At 44.1% G+C, this 19,275-nt stretch carries 14 protein-coding genes; 1 reads left to right on the top strand and 13 read right to left on the bottom strand.

Going from position 1 to position 19,275, the window contains the following annotated elements; all coding sequences use genetic code 11:
- Positions 1-10 precede the first annotated feature (10 nt).
- The 9 genes from G632_RS20835 to G632_RS20840 all read right to left on the bottom strand — a co-directional run bounded on the left by G632_RS20835 (position 11) and on the right by G632_RS20840 (position 13,820).
- Complete coding sequence (locus tag G632_RS20835) at positions 11-3,175, bottom strand: ATP-binding protein (protein WP_081647034.1); 3,165 nt, start codon at positions 3,173-3,175, stop codon at positions 11-13.
- A 118-nt stretch (positions 3,176-3,293) separates the two neighbouring features.
- Positions 3,294-4,814: a L,D-transpeptidase gene (locus G632_RS0101580; protein ID WP_022767279.1), complete on the bottom strand. Its 1,521-nt coding sequence runs from the start codon at positions 4,812-4,814 to the stop codon at positions 3,294-3,296.
- Between the two features lie 17 nt (positions 4,815-4,831).
- Positions 4,832-6,511 (bottom strand): biosynthetic-type acetolactate synthase large subunit, encoded by a 1,680-nt coding sequence (gene ilvB / locus G632_RS0101585; protein WP_022767280.1) that lies wholly within the window; start codon positions 6,509-6,511, stop codon positions 4,832-4,834.
- A 42-nt stretch (positions 6,512-6,553) separates the two neighbouring features.
- Complete coding sequence (ilvD, locus tag G632_RS0101590) at positions 6,554-8,224, bottom strand: dihydroxy-acid dehydratase (protein WP_026512316.1); 1,671 nt, start codon at positions 8,222-8,224, stop codon at positions 6,554-6,556.
- Between the two features lie 20 nt (positions 8,225-8,244).
- Positions 8,245-9,945 carry a glycosyltransferase family 39 protein gene (locus tag G632_RS0101595; protein WP_081647035.1) on the bottom strand — a complete coding sequence of 567 codons (1,701 nt, stop codon included), beginning with the start codon at positions 9,943-9,945 and terminating at the stop codon, positions 8,245-8,247.
- Positions 9,923-11,026 carry a 3-isopropylmalate dehydrogenase gene (leuB, locus tag G632_RS0101600; RefSeq protein ID WP_022767283.1) on the bottom strand — a complete coding sequence of 368 codons (1,104 nt, stop codon included), beginning with the start codon at positions 11,024-11,026 and terminating at the stop codon, positions 9,923-9,925. The genes G632_RS0101595 and leuB overlap by 23 nt, the downstream gene beginning before the upstream one ends.
- A gap of 73 nt (positions 11,027-11,099) precedes the next feature.
- Positions 11,100-11,453 carry a preprotein translocase subunit YajC gene (gene yajC, locus G632_RS0101605; RefSeq protein WP_022767284.1) on the bottom strand — a complete coding sequence of 118 codons (354 nt, stop codon included), beginning with the start codon at positions 11,451-11,453 and terminating at the stop codon, positions 11,100-11,102.
- Between the two features lie 74 nt (positions 11,454-11,527).
- Positions 11,528-12,709 (bottom strand): tRNA guanosine(34) transglycosylase Tgt, encoded by a 1,182-nt coding sequence (gene tgt, locus G632_RS0101610; RefSeq protein ID WP_022767285.1) that lies wholly within the window; start codon positions 12,707-12,709, stop codon positions 11,528-11,530.
- Between the two features lie 13 nt (positions 12,710-12,722).
- Positions 12,723-13,820: a M15 family metallopeptidase gene (locus G632_RS20840; protein ID WP_022767286.1), complete on the bottom strand. Its 1,098-nt coding sequence runs from the start codon at positions 13,818-13,820 to the stop codon at positions 12,723-12,725.
- Between the two features lie 152 nt (positions 13,821-13,972).
- On the opposite strand from G632_RS20840, the gene aroC reads away from it, so the two are divergent.
- Positions 13,973-15,076 carry a chorismate synthase gene (gene aroC / locus G632_RS0101620; RefSeq protein ID WP_022767287.1) on the top strand — a complete coding sequence of 368 codons (1,104 nt, stop codon included), beginning with the start codon at positions 13,973-13,975 and terminating at the stop codon, positions 15,074-15,076.
- A gap of 52 nt (positions 15,077-15,128) precedes the next feature.
- On the opposite strand, the gene G632_RS0101625 is transcribed toward aroC, so the two are convergent.
- From G632_RS0101625 to G632_RS20845, 4 genes are all read right to left on the bottom strand, one after another.
- Complete coding sequence (locus G632_RS0101625) at positions 15,129-16,196, bottom strand: lactonase family protein (protein WP_022767288.1); 1,068 nt, start codon at positions 16,194-16,196, stop codon at positions 15,129-15,131.
- A gap of 114 nt (positions 16,197-16,310) precedes the next feature.
- Complete coding sequence (locus G632_RS0101630) at positions 16,311-16,997, bottom strand: hypothetical protein (protein ID WP_022767289.1); 687 nt, start codon at positions 16,995-16,997, stop codon at positions 16,311-16,313.
- A gap of 113 nt (positions 16,998-17,110) precedes the next feature.
- Positions 17,111-18,178, bottom strand: coding sequence for a S66 family peptidase (locus G632_RS0101635; RefSeq protein WP_022767290.1), 1,068 nt, complete (start codon positions 18,176-18,178; stop codon positions 17,111-17,113).
- Positions 18,179-18,190: 12 nt separating this feature from the next.
- On the bottom strand, positions 18,191-19,273 hold the full coding sequence (locus tag G632_RS20845) for a class II aldolase/adducin family protein (protein ID WP_022767291.1): 1,083 nt from the start codon (positions 19,271-19,273) through the stop codon (positions 18,191-18,193).
- Between the last annotated feature and the right edge of the window lie 2 nt (positions 19,274-19,275).

Genomic DNA, 19,275 nt, shown 5'->3' on the forward strand with positions numbered 1-19,275 from the left:
TTCCTCATCTTCATCGCATGCTGCCAATTGCACTGTCTATCTTATTTCCCAAATCTTCGTATTTTGTAAGGAACTCAGAAACCTTATCGTTTCTTTCCTCTTCACTTAGGCCCTCGGCCTTCTTCTCTATTTCTTCCGCAAGGGCCGACAGCTCTTTTGCCCCAATAGCACGTGAAGTGCTCTTAATAGAGTGAGCAGTCATAGTCAGATTTTTTAAGTCTCCGCTCTCGATAAAGCCCCTTATCTTGGAAGCCTTATCAGTCACTGAAGCAGCGTAGACCTTAAGAGCTTCCATATACTCTTCTTCATCTCCGCAGTAATCTATGCCACTCTCGATATCAAGTTCGCATATAGCCTTTACCTGCGTCGGGATCTCATCTGAAGTAGCCTCTTCATTGCAGGGATTTGCCCTTGTTTTATTTATCTTGGATTCCGGCAGATACTTAAGGAGCATATTCTCCATCTCAAACAGAGTCACCGGCTTAGTCAGATAATCAGTAAATCCGCTTGCGATCATCTGCTCTCTGCCTCCTGCAAGAACATTGGCCGTAAGACAGATGATAGGAGTCTTCTTTGCCTTTTCCGGGTATTTATCTTTTAGTATTTCCAGCGTCTGAGTTCCGCTAAGGATAGGCATTCGCTGATCAAGAAATACGCAGTCATAGTCTTTGTCCGCAAAGAGCTTAATGCACTCATCTCCGCTTATCGCCGTTTCAATATTCATTTCATTCCCCTTTAGAAGTCCGCATATTACCTGCAGATTCATAGGGGTATCGTCAACAATGAGGATCTTAGCCTCCGGAGCAGTAAAGGTCGCTGCCCTCTTCTTTTTATGTTCACTCTTATCATCAAAATACAGTGGCTTGTATGGACCTATAGGTGTCTTATCTGATATCTCCTGCTCGATGGTAAAGGAAAACTTAGAGCCCTTTCCATACTCACTCTCAACCTTTATTTCGCTCCCCATAAGTGCCAGAAAGCTCCGCGAAATAGCAAGTCCAAGCCCTGAACCTTCAATGTTTTTCGTTCTCTCAAGGTCAAGTCTGTCAAATGCGGAAAAGAGCTTGTCCATCTCCTCTTCTTTAATTCCAATGCCGGTATCAGTGACTGAAACTTCCATGGTAAAAGACTTCTCGGTCTGCTCAAGGACTTTTGCAGAAAACTTCACTTCGCCCTCTTTGGTATACTTAACGGCATTGGTCAGAAGATTTGCACAGATCTGACGAAGCTTCTGCACATCGCCGATAGCTTCACAAACAAGCCTTTCATCAATATCCATGATAAGGTTTAGATTCTTTTCCTCAGCGCGATTTAAAACTATCATGTGAAGGCTGCTGAAAAACTCAAGCAGCGAATATTTCTGCTTGTGCAGTTCCATACGACCTGCTTCTATCTTGGAAAAATCAAGAATTTCATTGATTATGCCAAGGAGGCTCTCCCCGGCTTTTTCTATATTCTCAGCATAGTGGAGCACATTTCCATCATTTGACTCCATCTGTATCATTTCATTCATGCCGAGAATTGCAGTTATAGGAGTCCTTATTTCATGAGACATGTTGGAGACAAAATCTGTCTTCATGCGATTCGCCTGCTGTGCATGCATAAGAGTCCTTACGATAAGCGCGATCACCAAAAGTGCGATGATAAGAAGCATCGTAAGGAATATCCACATATTGTCTCTTAATCTGTCGGTGAGTGTATATGTGTAAAGCTGTTTTGAATATTTATTTGCTATATCACTGGGATAATCCGCGCCTATTACTTTTACGCCGTGATTAAGGAGCTTTAAAAGGCCTTCATTTCCAATCTTTACACCAAAGCACCTGTCATCCAAATGGCTTAAGGTTCTGGATGATAGTCCTTTGTACTTGCTGTTTTTAAGTATTTCGTTCGCGCGAAGACCGTTAAGCGTTGTAACGCCCGCTTCTCCCTTAAGTACTGCCTGCAGGCATGCATCAAATCCATGGTAAAGTATAATTTCAGAATCCGGATAGTAAGTGCGTACATAGTAATACTGCATTCGATTGTTTTCATTTACAGCGATTTTAGAAAGACTCTCTTCATGGAATTCATCTTTGTATACCAGCTCCATGGTCGAGTACACAACTGAAGTCGACTGATAAATGCCGTTTACTTCCGAGTAGTAAAGTCCTCCGCCCACAGGGAATCCTGCATCAATTTCTTCATCACGAAGAGCAGCAACCATCTCATCATAGCTCTCGTACCCAACGTAGGACACTTCAATATCCCTGATATCAAGGTCTTCAAGCATCTTTGGGATTATGTCTTTTATAATGCCGTTTACATTTCCGTCTTTATCTGTGGCGCTATAAGGCAGATAGTCATTTAGATACCCTATTTCCAGAGTCTTGTTTTCAGAAAGACACTGTCTCTCAGCATTAGAAAATGTGTGACTTGAAACGCTTGAAGAATAATATTTGCTCTGCAGATTTGCCACATAATTGGGTTCTTCCATGGCAAGCATATTCTGGGCTTCTTCCAGTTCCGAAAGAATATCCGGACGACTCTTCGTTACGCACAGATAATAGTCCGATGTGCCAAAGGTACATATAACCTCCGCATGTTCACGGCCATAGGCTCCATCACCCTCAGCAGCCATAACATCAACAGCCTTGGTATCAAAGGCTGTAAAAAGAGATTCATAATCATCAAAAGTAACTATCTCTGCATTAATTGAGTTTTCATTAAGGTAGTTTTCAAGGATATCAACGATGGCACTTTGAAGTACGCCGATTTTCTTCCCTGAAACAGAATTTGGAGAGAATGTGACTGATTCGTCATCATCATGTTTGACAAGGGTATAAACCTCGTTCCCCATAGGAGCTGAAGGATACCCAATAATACTAAGCCTGTCATCTCGCTTTGCAAGACCGGCAAGAAGATCTATGTCACCGGACAGCAGCATATCATACAGATCTCCAAAGCTGCCATAGACATACTCATAGTTCCAACCGGTATATTCCGAGAGCTTTCTGTAATACTCATACGCATAGCCGGTCTTAACTGCATCCGGAGAAGCGCCTTCTTCGAAGACCTCATTCTCATAATAACCAATCCTTACAGTCTCTGCGTTCTCGCCATCCGCATAGACAGGGATACTAAATCCTGCCGCTAAAAAGCATAAAATTAGTAAAGGAAAAAGCATTCTTCTCATACTACTAATATATCACTATAAGCGCACCTTCATCCACTTTTTCCCGAAGTTTTTATTACTGCCATCCGTAAATTTTACATAAATAATCCGGCAGCGTTTGCTGCCGGATCAAAGTTCATCAATAGTACAATATTACCGGAGTTCCGATGTCTACGACATCCCAGAGGACTTCTACAGAATCATAAGGACAGTTTATGCAGCCGTGGGAACCGTCGGATTTATAGATTTCTTCCCCGAACTTGCTGCGCCAGTTTGCATCATGAATGCCAACGCCCTTGTTTACTCCGAGCCAGTAATTAACGTATGAGACATAGTCTACACCGCGCAGATAAGTGTGATATCTCTTGTTATATACAGGATAGATTCCTGTAGGTGTACCACGTGAACGGTTAACATTACCTGTAACAACAGGCATATCCATATTGAGCTCGCCGTCCACGTAGTAGTACAGCATCTGCTTACCCATATCGACTTCGATATAGGTCTTGCCGAGCTTCTCATTTGCATCGTAGACAACTGCATTCTCGGAGAGCGCAAGGCTCTTTTCCTGTGGCATACCAAGTGTCCCGGCCATCATCTGGTCTCTGAGATATTCAAACTCAGATTTTATATCAAAGATTGAACCATCACCCTTAGAGCTTGAATTTACAATGATCGTGTTGCTGACGCCCTTTCTGTACTCATCCATCATCCAGGATGTGTCGTGGGAGTCTGCAATGTTCTTAAGGAAGGCATAAATCTTACTCTCGGACACGATCGGATTATATTCCGCATCAGTAACGATGCCTTCAACAATCTTGATATCTTCCTTTTCCGGAAGCTCTTTTTCCTCACCTGCAATAATAAAATGGCCAAGACCGGGATTATTCTTACTTGTCTTTTCCTCGAGCGCAGCATCGTAATCCCTTTGAGTCAAGATAAAGCTGCTTGCCTTACCCTTATCAAGAGATACCTTAACTCCCTCAAGGTCATAGGTAATATTGCAGTTCTGAAGGCCATCAAGCTTAGTAAAGACCTCCACCTTATCACGGTCAGAACTTCTTACATCGAGTTCTTTATAGCAGTCCTCACACTCTGCAAGGTCCAGAACGCTCTGCCTTTTAAGCATTGACTCATAAACCTTATCAACGATTTTTTCTTTCTCAGGCAGAGAAATAAAAGCATTCTCGAGAATATAGCCATCGGCTGTCTTCTCAATTGAGCACTTAAGGTCAGAGGGGTCGATAAATATCTCCCAGTCGGAAACCAGCTCTGCCACCTTATCTTTACTAAGTGCTACGTCAGGCTCATACTCACAGGTAAGGTTCTTAAACACATAAATCCCCCATTTAAGAGGATCCATGTTCTCAAATACCTCTGTGAGTGCGCCTCTGTAGTCCATGGTAAGATCAGTGTCACCTGCACTCACAAAGAGTCTGGCACCTGATTTATCCATGATGGCAATCCCATCGTAAGGTGAGCTCTCAAGGAGCTCTGCATTGACCTCACTTACTGATTTTCCGGTACAGTAAATACCATTTATCCAGGTAAAGCATGGGAAACCTCCCATGTAATACAGCCCAAGCGCAAAATACAGCGCTGCTAGGAGCACGATAATTGCTGTCACTCCTATAAAGGCTCTCTTAAATACCTTTTTCATAATCTCCTCAGTTTAGATCACTTCTTGTTTTTCAGGTCTTTCTCATCAAAGACTTCACTGATTGAAGCTCCCGGAGGCACCATAGGGAATACTTTGTCGTCCTCTTCTATGATGCAATCGAGAAGAACGGGTTTACCCATCTTAAGAGCTTTCTTAAGAGCAGGAGCGACTTCGCTCTTCTTGGTGATCCTGATAGCTTCGCAGCCAAGTCCCTCAGCAACCTTACAGTAATCAACCTTATCCTCAAATATGGTCTGTGAGTAATGCTGCTGATAGAAAAGAGTCTGCCACTGTCTTACCATTCCAAGAACATGGTTGTTGATAACAACCTCGATGATTGGAAGGTTGTATCTTGAAGCAGTAGCCATCTCATTCATGTTCATTCTAAAGCATCCGTCACCTGCGATGTTGATGCAGACTTTATCAGGGTTACCGACCTTGGCGCCGATACATGCGCCAAGTCCGTAGCCCATGGTTCCAAGACCGCCTGATGTAAGGAAGGTCCTTGGTTTTCTGTATTTGTAATACTGAGCAGCCCACATCTGGTGCTGTCCAACATCAGTTGTAATAATTGCATCGCCCTTTGTTAACTTATCAATCTCTTCGATGATATATGGGCAGGTGAGCTTGTCTGTATCATAGCCAAGAGGGAATTTCTTCTTGTAATCTGCTATCTTCCCCAGCCACTCGCTGTGATCAAGCTGCTCAAGCTTCTCATTAATTGCTGTAAGAACCCTCTTAAGGTCTCCTACGATAGCGAAATCAACTCTTACATTCTTGTTGATCTCGGCAGCATCCACATCGATCTGCAGAATCTTGGCTTTAGAAGCAAAGGTCTTGGCATTTCCTGTAACACGGTCTGAGAATCGCGCTCCCAGTGTGATAAGAAGGTCACATTCACTGACTCCAAGGTTTGAAGCCTTTGTTCCGTGCATACCGATCATACCTGTATAGAGCTTATCTGTTCCGTCAAAAGCGCCTTTTCCCATAAGGGTATCACATACAGGTGCATCAACCTTTTTAGCAAATTCAGCAAGTTCTTTTGATGCATTGGAGATGATAGCTCCGCCGCCTACATAGATGAAGGGACGCTTTGAAGCCTTTATCATCTTAACTGCCTGATTGATGTCATCGGTGTGGTACTTCTTGACAGGCTCTTCTTCAGAAATTGTAACAGGTCTGAAGTCACAGGTCTTAGCTGTAACATCCTTGGTAATATCAACAATTACAGGTCCGGGACGACCACTTCTTGCAATCTTAAAGGCCTTTCTGATGGTATCAGCAAGGTTCTTAACATCCTTGACGATATAGCCGTGCTTGGTGATAGGCATTGTGATTCCGGCTATATCTACCTCCTGGAAAGTGTCTTTTCCCAAAAGAGGGAGATTTACGTTGCAGGTAATAGCCACCATTGGAACAGAATCCATATAGGCTGTTGCAATTCCGGTTACCAGGTTCGTTGAGCCCGGTCCACTGGTTGCAAAGCACACACCAACCTTGCCTGTAGATCTTGCATAGCCGTCAGCTGCGTGAGCCGCGCCCTGCTCATGGCTGGTTAAGATGTGAAGGAAGTTATCACTCTGCTTGTAGAGTTCATCGTAAATGTTAAGGATTGTTCCTCCCGGGTATCCAAAGATTGTGTCTACCCCCTGTTCCTTAAGACACTCAAGAACAATCTGTGATCCTGTAAGTTGCATTTCAATACTCCTTTGGCTTCTATATTATTCGCCCGAAATTATTCAGGCTCTTGGAATTTCAAGTACAGCTCCTCTGTTTCCGCTGGTTACAAGCTCTCTGTATCTTGCAAGATATCCTGTTGTAACCTTAGGCTCTCTTGGCTGCCATTTCTCTCTTCTCTTTGCAAGCTCTTCATCTGATACCTTTACATTAAGAGCGTTGTTAGGGATGTCGATGGAAATGATGTCGCCCTCTTCGATGAGTGCGATAGGTCCGCCAACAGCTGCCTCAGGTGAAACGTGTCCAATGGAAGCACCACGGCTTGCGCCTGAGAATCTTCCGTCTGTTATAAGAGCAACGGATGAGCCAAGGCCACGGCCTGCGATAGCTGATGTAGGATTGAGCATCTCTCTCATTCCCGGGCCACCCTTAGGTCCTTCGTATCTGATAACAACAACGTCTCCGGCAACGATCTTGCCGCCAAGGATTGCCTCGATAGCATCCTCCTCACAGTCAAATACTCTTGCAGGTCCTTCATGAACCATCATCTCAGGAACAACAGCGCTCTTCTTAACGATACCTGTATCGGGAGCGATGTTACCCTTAAGGACAGCGATTCCGCCTGACTGCATGTAAGGATTCTCGATAGGTCTTATAACCTCAGGGTTCTTGTTGTATACGCCCTCAAGGTTCTCTTTAATTGTCTTACCAGTTGCTGTGATAAGGTCAGTATTTATCAGGTTCTTCTTAACAAGCTCTGACATAACGGCAAGTACTCCGCCGGCTTCGTTGAGGTCCTCCATATAGGTAGGGCCTGCAGGTGCCAGATGGCAGAGGTTTGGAGTCTTAGCAGATACTTCGTTTGCGATCTCCATGTTGATGTCAACTCCTGCTTCATGAGCGATTGCAGGAAGATGAAGCATTGTATTGGTTGAGCATCCAAGTGCCATATCCATTGCCATGGCGTTCATGAAAGCCTCTTTTGTCATGATATCTCTTGGACGGATATTCTTCTCAACAAGATTCATTACTGCGTATCCTGCCTTCTTGGCAAGTCTGATACGAGCTGAATATACAGCAGGGATGGTTCCGTTTCCGGGAAGTCCCATTCCGATTGCCTCTGTCAGGCAGTTCATGGAGTTGGCTGTGTACATACCTGAGCATGATCCACATGTAGGACAAGCCTTCTCTTCGAGCTCACAGAGCTCTTCATTACTCATCTTGCCGGCTGAAACTGATCCAACAGCCTCAAACATTGATGAAAGTGAAGTCTTGTGACCCTGGAACCTTCCGGCCATCATAGGTCCGCCGGATACAAATACTGTAGGGATATTTACTCTTGCAGCAGCCATTAACAGTCCGGGAACGTTCTTGTCACAGTTAGGGATACATACCATTCCATCAAAGGCATGAGCCTTGGCAAGACACTCTGTGCTATCTGCGATAAGGTCTCTTGTAACCAGTGAGTACTTCATTCCGATGTGTCCCATGGCGATACCGTCACAAACTGCTATAGCAGGAACTACTACAGGCATTCCGCCAGCCTCTGCAACAGCAAGCTTAACAGCCTCTGTGATCTTATCCAGATTCATATGTCCGGGAACAATCTCATTGTAGGAGCTCACAATACCGATAAGGGGTTTGTTTCTCTCCTCCTCTGTAAAACCAAGTGCATTGAACAGACTTCTGTGTGGTGCCTGCTGAAGTCCTTTCATAACTCTGTCGCTATTCATTGCCATAATCCTTTCTCCTCCTACTTGATATATAGAATAAAGTTCTCATTCTCGTAAATATTACGCATTGTATCTATGTAGTCCCAGTCGATAGTCTCATAGGTCTGATAGAATTTCCAGAAATCAGGTCCGCTGTAACCGGGCTCTAAAAGTTTTTTATCTATAATAACACAATCTGCGCCATCTACATCAGTCTTTTGACAATCTATGTCCCAGCCGAACTTAAGAAGATACTGCTGGTCGCAGTCCAAAACCGCTATATTATGACGCCTTGTGACATCTGCAATGTAGAGCGTGTTGAAGACGTCATTTTCTCTTGTTCCAAGCTGGCAGCTGTAATCATAGCTCGTTACTCTGAATACAAACAGAACTATGCAGAAAATAAGAGGCAGATATATGCCCTTACCGTTGTACCAATTCTCGCCCTTAAGAGTAGTCTCACTCTCCTTGTGGGCAATGTTCTCTGTCGCTGCGCCGGCCTTTTTCCTGAGCATGTTGTTGTATATTCTGATGAACACGTTGATAAGGCGCTCAAAGCATGCACAAAAGCATATGGTCAGGATAAATCCTCCGTAGCTAAAGACCCTTAGATAAGGGAGCTTCTTCTGAAGGATCAGCATCAGCATGGTCACGATAATATTGGATATTATCATGAGGTTTATGATGGTTCTGCTGTATGCAAAGTGTCTGATGCACTCATATCCCGCAACTATGATACTGGCCAATACAATAACAGGAATGATGTACATAAATCCGGGTATCATGTAGTTATATAAGCGAAGTACCCAGCCTACACACTCTGCCCTGAAATCCTCTGCTGAAAGGCTCTGGATATAAGGCTGCTCCAGCATATATTCCATACCCTTAAGGAGTGAACTTACAGGTGCTCTTACAAGGACTGTTGCGTGGCTAAGTCCGAAATACTCTGAGCCTTCTGTCTTAACCAGAAGGTTTGAGCCAATTGCAAGCCATATCAGTGCATATAAAGCAATGGTGATAAATGCTGCTATCAGGCCGTATACAAAGAACTTCATAAACTTTCTGTAGTAGACATTATCCTTAAGGCTGTCATGAAGCTGTCTGCTCTTGTAGGCATTTACCAAAAGATATACCGAGATTGCAACACTCACCGGAATAACCCAGTAAACACTGCTGGGCACCGTGTAGAGTCCCATGACAAAGGCAAAAGCAATGCATACGTAGTAACTTGGCTTGGTGTCCTCGAGGCTGCAGATAAATCCTGCTATATAGACTGAAAGCAAAAAGCATGTTGTTGCCAGGGTATATCCTCTTCCCTGAACGCTGTACTCAACAACCACCTGCATGGCTGAGTACAACAGAAGTGCTCCGAATGCCAGGCCATGGGAATAATATCTTTTACAAATCCTGTAGACCAATATCAGGTTAGATATTGCACAGATAAAAGACACTCCGCGAAGTGCAATAAACGGATTCCCAAGATAGTATAAAAATGCCGACAAAACAGAGTACCCAACGTGGTTATTGGGAAGTGGCCAGTGGATCGCCGAGTAGATGACTCCTCTGCTTATAAACGTATAGTAGGTATAAAGCTCGTCGTACTGAGGCGTTATTGCGAACATTCGCCACAGATAATATGACGACATTGCTATTATGAAAAGAGTCGTCGCCATGGCCTCGGGCTCATGTGGCAGCAGATTATATATTCTTTTTTCGGTTTTATAGGTTAACGATTCGTTCAACTATGGCGTCTCCCATCGCTTTGCAGCCGACCTGAGTAAAGCCTTCACCTTTTGATGTCTGCATAAGATCAACGGTTCTGTAGCCATCCTCAAGTACTTTTCTTACTGCGTTTTCAATAGAATCTGCTTCTTTATCAAGATTAAATGAATATCTGAGCATCATCGCAGCTGAAAGAATAGTTGCGATGGGGTTTGCAATGTCTTTTCCCGCGATATCGGGTGCACTTCCGTGGCTTGGCTCATAGAGTCCAAAGCTTGTGTCGTTAAGGGAAGCACTTGGAAGCATTCCGATGGAGCCTGTGATCATGCTGGCTTCATCTGAGAGGATATCGCCGAACATGTTCTCTGTAAGAACAACGTCGAACTGAGAAGGGTCTCTTACCAGCTGCATTGCACAGTTATCAACCAGCATGTGCTCTAAGGTTACATCAGGATAGTCCTTTGCAACCTCCTCTACGACCTTTCTCCAAAGTCTTGAGGAATCAAGAACATTGGCCTTATCTACGCTGATAACACTCTTTCTTCTCTTGCGGGCAACTTCGAAAGCCTTTATGGCGATACGTCTTATCTCACTCTCCTTGTAAACAAGGGTATCTGTAGCTACCATCTCTCCGTCAACTTCCTTGGTGAATCTCTCACCGAAGTAAAGACCGCCGGTAAGCTCTCTCATGATAAGCATATCAAAGCCCTTTGCAGCTGCTTCCTCCTTGAGAGGGCAAGCTTCTGAGAGCTGAGGATAGAGGTACGCAGGACGAAGATTGGCAAAGAGATTAAGCGCCTTTCTGATACTAAGAAGCCCTGCCTCAGGTCTCTTTGAGGGTTCAAGTTTATACCATGGTGATGTTGAGGTATTACCTCCGATAGATCCCATAAGAACCGCATCTGCACTCTTTGCAGCATCGATGGTCTCCTGGGTAAGAGGAACGCCGTAAGCGTCAATAGAACATCCCCCCATCAAAACATCTTTATACTCCATCTCGTGGCCATAAACTTCTGCCACCTTATCAAGTACCTTTTTTGCCTGAGCAACGATCTCAGGACCGATTCCGTCACCCGGAATGCATGTGATGTTAAGCTTCATACTCTCCTCCTCCAATTAGAAATTAAGCCCGATTGGGACAGTCCCAACCAGGCTTTAAAAGACATGAAAAATATTACTTCTTTTTCGAATCAGAAGTATCATTAGCTGAAACAACCGCGTCTTCCGGCTTTTCAACCTCAACAATTGCTTCCTTAACCATAGGGATACGACAGTTCTTGTTGTTACCGAACTCAACGATTACCATGTCATCATTGATGTCGATGACTGTTCCGATGAATCCGCCTGTTGTTCTAACGCTGTCCCCAATAGCCAGAGATGAAAGGATCTGTGCTCTCTGCTTCTTTTCCTTGTTCTGCGGACGCATGAACAGGAAATAGAAAACTGCGATTACTGCGGCATAAACCAGAACCATTGAAATGATACTCTGTGTATTAGCTGTTGCTTCACTTGTTAAAAGTAAACCCATAACTTCCTCCATACCTTAAAAAAATAATATACACCAATCAATAATACTAAAAAGAGTAGCCAAGTTCAAGCTTTTTAACCCTTTCTCCAGTTTTTAGCAATATTGTAAGCATCTTTTACCGAATTGCCGTCAAACTCCTGCATTCCTTCAAGTTTGGCTCTCTTGTATTCTGCGAACTTGCCTGCATCCAGGGCATCTCTTATCTCTTCCATCATGTGATTATAGAAATAGAGATTATGCAGTACGCAGAGTCTCATGCCAAGCATCTCACCAGCCTTAAGAAGGTGTCTGATGTAAGCCTTTGAATATCTTCTGCAAGCCGGACACTGGCAGCCTTCCTCAATCGGAGAATCATCCATCTCATACCTTGCATTCATGATATTGATGTGACCTCTGTTTGTATAAAGGTGTCCGTGACGGCCATTTCTGCTTGGATATACGCAGTCAAAGAAATCTACGCCTCTCTCTACCGCCTCTAAAATGTTAGCCGGTGTTCCAACGCCCATCAGGTAAGTAGGCTTATCATCAGGGAGGAAAGGAACCACAGTTTCAAGCACATGGTACATCTCCTCGTGACTCTCACCTACAGCAAGACCACCTACAGCATAACCGTCCAGATCAAGATCTCTAATGACCTTGGCATGCTCTATCCTGATATCATCAAAGATTGCTCCCTGATTGATTCCAAAGAGCATCTGATGTGGATTGACTGTGTATGGAAGGCTGTTGAGTCTGTCCATCTCAGCCTTACATCTCTTAAGCCATCTCGTGGTCCTGTCCACCGACATCTGCACATATTCATGCTCTGCCTTGGCAGATGGACACTCATCAAAGGCCATGGCAATGGTTGAGCCAAGGTGTGACTGTATCCTCATGCTCTCCTCAGGGCCCATGAACAGCTTGTGGCCGTCAATGTGCGAGTGGAAATAGACGCCTTCTTCCTTTATTCTTCTTGTCTTTGCAAGAGAAAAGACCTGAAATCCGCCCGAATCTGTCAGAATAGGCTTGTTGCAGCTCATAAACTTGTGCAATCCACCCATTCGATAGACGAGGTCGTCCCCCGGTCTTAAATGCAAATGGTAAGTATTGGAGAGGACTACCTGAGTTCCGATTCCCTCAAGGTCCTCTGTGGAAACGCCGCCCTTTATTGCTGCAACTGTGGCAACATTCATAAATACGGGAGTCTGGATCACACCGTGAACAGTAGTAAACTCAGCTCTCTTGGCACTTCCTTCTTTCTTTAAAATCTTGTACATAAATTCCTCTTACTTATTCAACATATAAATTCCAGAACTCTTCAAGGCATAGGCCGTTATCTGTGATCACACCGGCTGCATCGACACCTACGTATCTGAAGTGCCATGGCTCATATTCTATACTTGTGATCTCCTCTTTTCCTGAAGGGTATCTTAAGATAAATCCGTATTTTGCACTGTTATCCGCAAGCCACTTGCCGGCAGCCGTCTCTCCGAAACCCTCATCCAGTGATGAATAGCCGTCAGTGATGATATCAATAGCAAGACCAATCTGGTGCTCAGATGATCCGGGAACGGTTACTGCCTGGGATGCAAGGTTATAAGCATCCATGTAGCTCATTCCGCCGCCCATATATCTGTCGACCTTGTTGCCAAAGAGCATTGTCTGTCTGCCTAAGTCTCTGTAGGGTGAGCATACGATAAGATTGACGCCATCAGCCCTTGCAGCCTTGAGCATATCAAAAAGAGGTGAGATTACTCTCTCATCGCACTGCATGCTTCCACTGATAGTTCCAAGGTTGAACTCATAGTTGTCAGGGATCGGATGCTGCTTGTTAACAAGAATGAGCTTCCAGTCATCGCTGCTAAATGTAACTTTTTCCGCACCCTGGGACAAAAGAGTTCTTGACTCCTCTGCATCTGTTTCAACGGGAATATCTGCATCGAGGATCTCAGATACAGAAACCATGTTATCAATCTCAGCCGCATCAGGGTTAACCACTTCGCTGGCCTCCTGAAGTACTTCCAGATCCACATCCTGTGCTGTTACAAGCTCAGCATCTGACTCTGCAACTTCCTCCTGTGAAAGAACTTCCGGAGCCTGTTCTATATTCTCATCTATCTCAGTATTGGCAGCAAAGCTGATGTTTAAAGACATAGCCGGATAAGAAAAGCTACTGCTTGAAACAAAGAAAAGAATGATACACGCAAGACATGTAAACCTCTTGGCATTTCTGTAGAAATAGAACAAAAAGTTGTAAAGCGTTATGGCAATCATGGCATAGGCAAGTCCCAAAAAGGAAAAAGCCTTATGCTTTCTATTAAATTTCTCAACCCTGGAGATTACCTTATTTCTATAGGTAAGCTTCATTTGTAAGTTACTGGCATTCATCTCGGAAACCCCACTATTCCGGATATTTATTGCAAATTACAGAAAACTACCATACAATTATATAACTAATTAACACAAAATTCACTAATTTTGGCCTAAAAATTCCTTTATACTCATTTTAACGAAATAAAATTACTACTAAGGAGAGCTTTATGTCAGGATCAATTACAGGCAAGAACATCAGAGTTTCAACCTGGGGCGAGTCCCATGGAAAGGCCCTGGGGTGCGTTATTGACGGTTTCCCTGCAGGCCTTGATATCAATGAGGAGGACATCCAGAAGTTCCTTGACAGGCGCAAGCCCGGAACTTCCACCGCAACCACTTCCCGCAAGGAAGATGACCTTGTGGAGATCTTATCCGGTATATTCGAAGGCAAGACCACAGGAACACCGATATCTCTTTTGGTAAAAAACACTTCTCAGCGCTCAGCGGATTACAGCGAGATTGCTTCCTACTACCGCCCGGGGCATGCTGATTACGGCTATGATCAAAAGTATGGCTTCAGGGACTACCGCGGAGGCGGACGTTCTTCCGGAAGAGAGACCATCGGAAGAGTCGCAGCCGGTTCCATCTGCAGTAAACTCCTTAATATAATGGGGGTTAAGGTCTGCGCTTATACCAAATCCATCGGCGATGTAGCGATCGACTATGATAAGTTTGATGAAAACACAAGGCTTATCACTCCCACAGCCATGCCCGATGCTGATGCTGATAAAAAAGCCATGGCTCTTATTGAGAAGGCCCGTGAGGAGAAGGATTCCCTCGGCGGAGTTGTTGAGTGCAGGATCACAGGTGTTCCGGCAGGTGTAGGAGAACCGGTATTTGACAAGCTTGACGCTCTCCTGTCTCAGGCCATCATGAGCATCGGCGCTGTTAAGGCCGTTGAAATCGGTGATGGTATAAACGCTTCCAAGATAAAGGGCTCTGAGAACAACGATGCTTTTGAAAACAACGGTTCCCATATCACTAAAAAGACCAATCACAGCGGCGGAATCCTCGGCGGAATGTCTGACGGCAGCGAGATTGTGATAAGAGCTTACTTTAAGCCGACTCCCAGCATCGCATCCACTCAGGAGACAATCAACAACAGCGGCGAGAATATCACCATAAACATCAAGGGTCGCCACGATCCCGTGGTTGTTCCAAGGGCTGTCGTAGTAGTTGAGAGCATGTGCGCTCTGACAATCCTTGATCTTATGATCTCCAACATAACATCGACAGTTGATCCGATCATCAGCTTTTACAAAAACAAATAAGATACAGATAAAAATGAGGGTAGTCTTAACTAAATCGACTACCCTCATGTTTTTATTTCTTATTAAGCTTGTGGAACACAATACAGTTAGGTCTTGATACAGGAAGCTCAGGTCCGTTCATGACCATAGTTCCCTTGTCCATATCAACTGTAAAGAATGTAAGTGAATCCGACTCATGGTTAAGTGATATCAGATGCTTGTTGTCAGGGAAAAGAGCTGCATCCTTAGGATACTCTCCCGCAACAGGAAGCTGTATCTTCTTGGTGAGAAGTCCGGTCTCCTTATCTACCTTGAATACGATAGCATTGTTCTCTCCTGCTGTGGAGCTTACAAGGTAGTTATAATCTTCTGAGAATGAAAGTGCACTGCAGGCTACACCGATGGAATCTGACTCATCTGAGTTTGATACCTCCTGAATCTTGTTGAATTCAGGCATTCCGTTCTCTTCATGATACTCATATACATCTATTGCACACTTCTGCTCAAGGCACACGTAAAGGAACTTACCGTCCTTGGAGAACTGCATATGTCTTGGCGATGACTCCTGATCGCAGTGGATGACGTCAACCTCTTTGATCTTGCCGGTCTCATAGTTAAGTGAATAGATATTTACTCTGTCCATTCCAAGGTCAGCTGCAAGTACATACTTGTTGTCCTTGGAAACCTTGATGCACTGAACATGAGGAACGTGGTTACGTCCTGCTGCTGTTCCAAGGCCTTTGTGATATCTCTCATCGGTGATCTCACCGATACTTCCGTCCTTATTAAGTCTCAGGATTGTTACCTTACCGTCATGATAGCCTGCTGTAACAAGGAAGTTGTCTTTCTGATCCTCATTGAGATAACATCCACGCATTCCGTTGATGGAAGCTTCATTGATGAACTCAAGACTTCCGTCATCAAGTATATGGTATGCCTCAACTCCGTCATCTGTTATTGAATAAAGTGTATTGCCGGAGTGTGATATTCCGATATAAGAAGAGTTGGTGATCTCAACCTTCTGCTTCTCATACAATCTTCCCTTTTCAAGATCTACATCATAAATTCTGATTCCGTATTTAGTGCCAAGGCCTGATGTATAGCTCGACACATAGGCTACATACTTATCTTTTGCTGCCACCGTGGTGCCTCCTAAAAAGCATATTTGAAAAGCTCTATTTATCACATTCTATCACAACATTTGCAAATAAAAAAGGTCGCTCCGCAAAGAGCGACCCTGTTTTATCGTGTTTTCTCAAGGCCAGTTTACATATTTTCCGTCGATACAAACTCCTGCATATCCGTTTGCAAGCATAACAGCCTTATCTGACTCGGAAATTACAGGTGTAGCGTTCTTATCGCCGGTTGTTACACTAAAGTAAGAAGCTCCGTTACTTACAACGCCGTTCTGGGCAAAACTTGCCATAACGCCCTTGCCTTTAGTGAGTGAGAATGATGCCATAGCAACACCTTTCTCGTTATAGAGCATGGAAATCTTGCCGTTCTGTACAAGGCTTCCTGTTTTACCTTTTGCTAATGTAACAGGCAGCGTTGTATTTACAGGTTTTATATCTTGGACATATACCTCTACACAGTCATGTGCATCGGTTGATGCAAGTCTCTCATCATTGCCATAGAAGTGGAAAAAGACATTTTTACCCTGTTCATCTTCTCCAATATGGAAGGTTACATACTCAGTCCCTGATCTAAATGAGCATTCGCAATAAGTCGCATCACTTGTTGCGCCTTCAACAAAATAGGTATAATCAAATTCACTAAAAAACCACATGGTATGTGAAGATCCTGCAGGAATTGACATTGTTGTCTCACCAAAGTCCATCCACAGCTGCTCGCTATAAGCATAAGCCTTGTTTACCGGAAGCATTGCGATTAGCAGCGTCCCAAGTAACACTCCTGTCAAACACTTCATGATTTTATTCATAAAAACTACCTCCGTTCATGTTTTTACATAGATTTCTGCAATAATCACCTTTATTATAATTACATATTATCGATATTGCACATAAAATATTTCTAAACAACATGAATACGGCATTACATATCAGAATATTCGATATGGATATTATCAGAATTTACGCTTATTTTTGCTCTTGCACCCATAACAACGGGAAGCATGGGATCGATGTGACCGATCTCCGCATCCATTATAATGTCTTTTCCAAGAGACCCAAGTATGTCCGTTACTGCGTTGTACTGATCAACGCCCATCATGTTCTGCTTCCAGGATGTTTCCGGTCTGCCAAATACAAATCCGGATGCAGAGTCAAACCATCCGGCTTCTCTTAGATTCCAAAGACTTCTTCTGATAGACATAGGTGTTAGATCGCAGGCTTCAAGAACCCAGATGATATTATCGTTCTCTTTTACAAAATCCTTCATGTGGTCAAACTTTGTTCCGCATAAGTTTACGAGAATATCAAGGCATCCACCGAGGAGTATACCTTTCATTTCAACCTGTTCTTCTGAACGCTTCAGTTCACCATTTTTATTTTTGTAGATGATAAGCTCTCTGTCGTCGTTAAATGCATATGGTGCACGCAGATACTCATCAGTATATACATCCGGTCCCGGGCCTTCCAGCTCAGGATTTACAAAACGCTTATATCCGTCAAAAGAGCTCTTGGTTCCCTCAAGGAGTGCGAAGGAATCATATTCTGTTTCTTCCCATTTCTTGGCGTAGCCATTTATGCAAGGTCCATAGATTCCCTGGACTCCGGTTATTGTTACAAGTGGGAAAATAAAGTTAGTGTTATCGGAATAGCCGATGAACCACTTTGGCTTATAGACCTTAAGCTCATCAAAGTCCATATTGCTGATGGTCTCGCACATGAGCTCTCCGCCGCCTGCGGAAATAATGGCATTTATGTCTTCTCTCTTGTAGAAGTCCATAAGCTCTTTTCCCGTAATCTTGGGATCTGTGCTGATGCCAAGTCCGTCATTCTTAAAGACAGTCTCTCCGGCGATGACTTTGTAGCCGCGGCTTTCGATGTTCTCTTTTGACAGAGGATACATGAGACTGTAGGGCTCGATTGACGGCCCAAAGGAAGGCGCAGTAACACCTATAGTATCTCCGGGCTTTATATATTCAGGTCTTTTTATCATACCTGCTTCTCCTTATTTCTCGATATCTGCAAGCTTTGAGTAAGACTTGCGATAATGTCTGTTCATCTTGATGCACTCAAAGAGTGACAGGTAATGTCCCTCTCCATTGCGCATTACGGCAATGTATGCGATGCAGCCCTTATCAAGGACCATTGCTACTGCCTCTGCGTCATCCTCGGTTGAACCCATGCAGTATGCACCGTCATTGGGGGCAAATACTACGTTGACATTTTTCTTGATATTGTGGTAGATCTCGCCCTCATTGCTTGGGATCTTAACTCCAACGCCGATGAGCTGAGCGAAGTCATCCAGAAGAGGCTTCATATGATTGGCGCGTCTTGAAACCATGAGCGCTGCCTCTGACTTGTTGTGCTTTATGAATTTAACGTCAGGGCGCTTTCCGTAGATCTGCTCGTGGATACGTTTTACTCTCTCAGGTGTATCGGGCTGATCATAGACTATTGTATCGCCCTCTCTGCGGGAGTTATAACCGTACTCCACACCGTGAGTCATATCCATCTTGCAGACATCAATAAGGAAATCGTTGCAGGCGGACTCCATCATTTCTGCCTGAAAGACAGCCTCGTTGGAGTTTGAACCAAGGCAGAGTGTTCCGTGGTTAGCCATGATGATTCCGTTTGCATCCGAATACTTCTTAAGTGTTCTTGATACGTTCTCTGCAAGCTTGTCTGTGCCCGGCATCGCATAAGGCGCTACGGGAATTGTCACATCCTCATCATCAAAATATGAGAACACTTTCTTGATTCCAAGTGTTCCTGCGCAGGTAGCAAATACCTGGTGTGTGTGAACAATAAAGCCGCAGTCCTTGCGGATCCTGTAAGCTGCAGCGTGAACCTTAAGCTCGCTCGAAGGCTTGTAATCTCCCTCGTAAGAAAAATCATTTATATTGACCTGTACAATCATCTCCGGAGTAAGGTCCTCGTACTTGATTCCACTGGGTGTGATGAGCATGTGGTCATCATCCACTCTGCTGCTGATATTTCCCCAGGTCCTTACGAGGAGTCCGATTTCGTGAAGATCTCTGGATATTCTTATTATGTGCTTTTTAGCATCCAAAAGTTCATTCTGATTCATGG

Origin of the sequence: Butyrivibrio sp. NC2007 (assembly GCF_000421405.1) — a bacterium.
Taxonomy (GTDB): domain Bacteria; phylum Bacillota; class Clostridia; order Lachnospirales; family Lachnospiraceae; genus Butyrivibrio.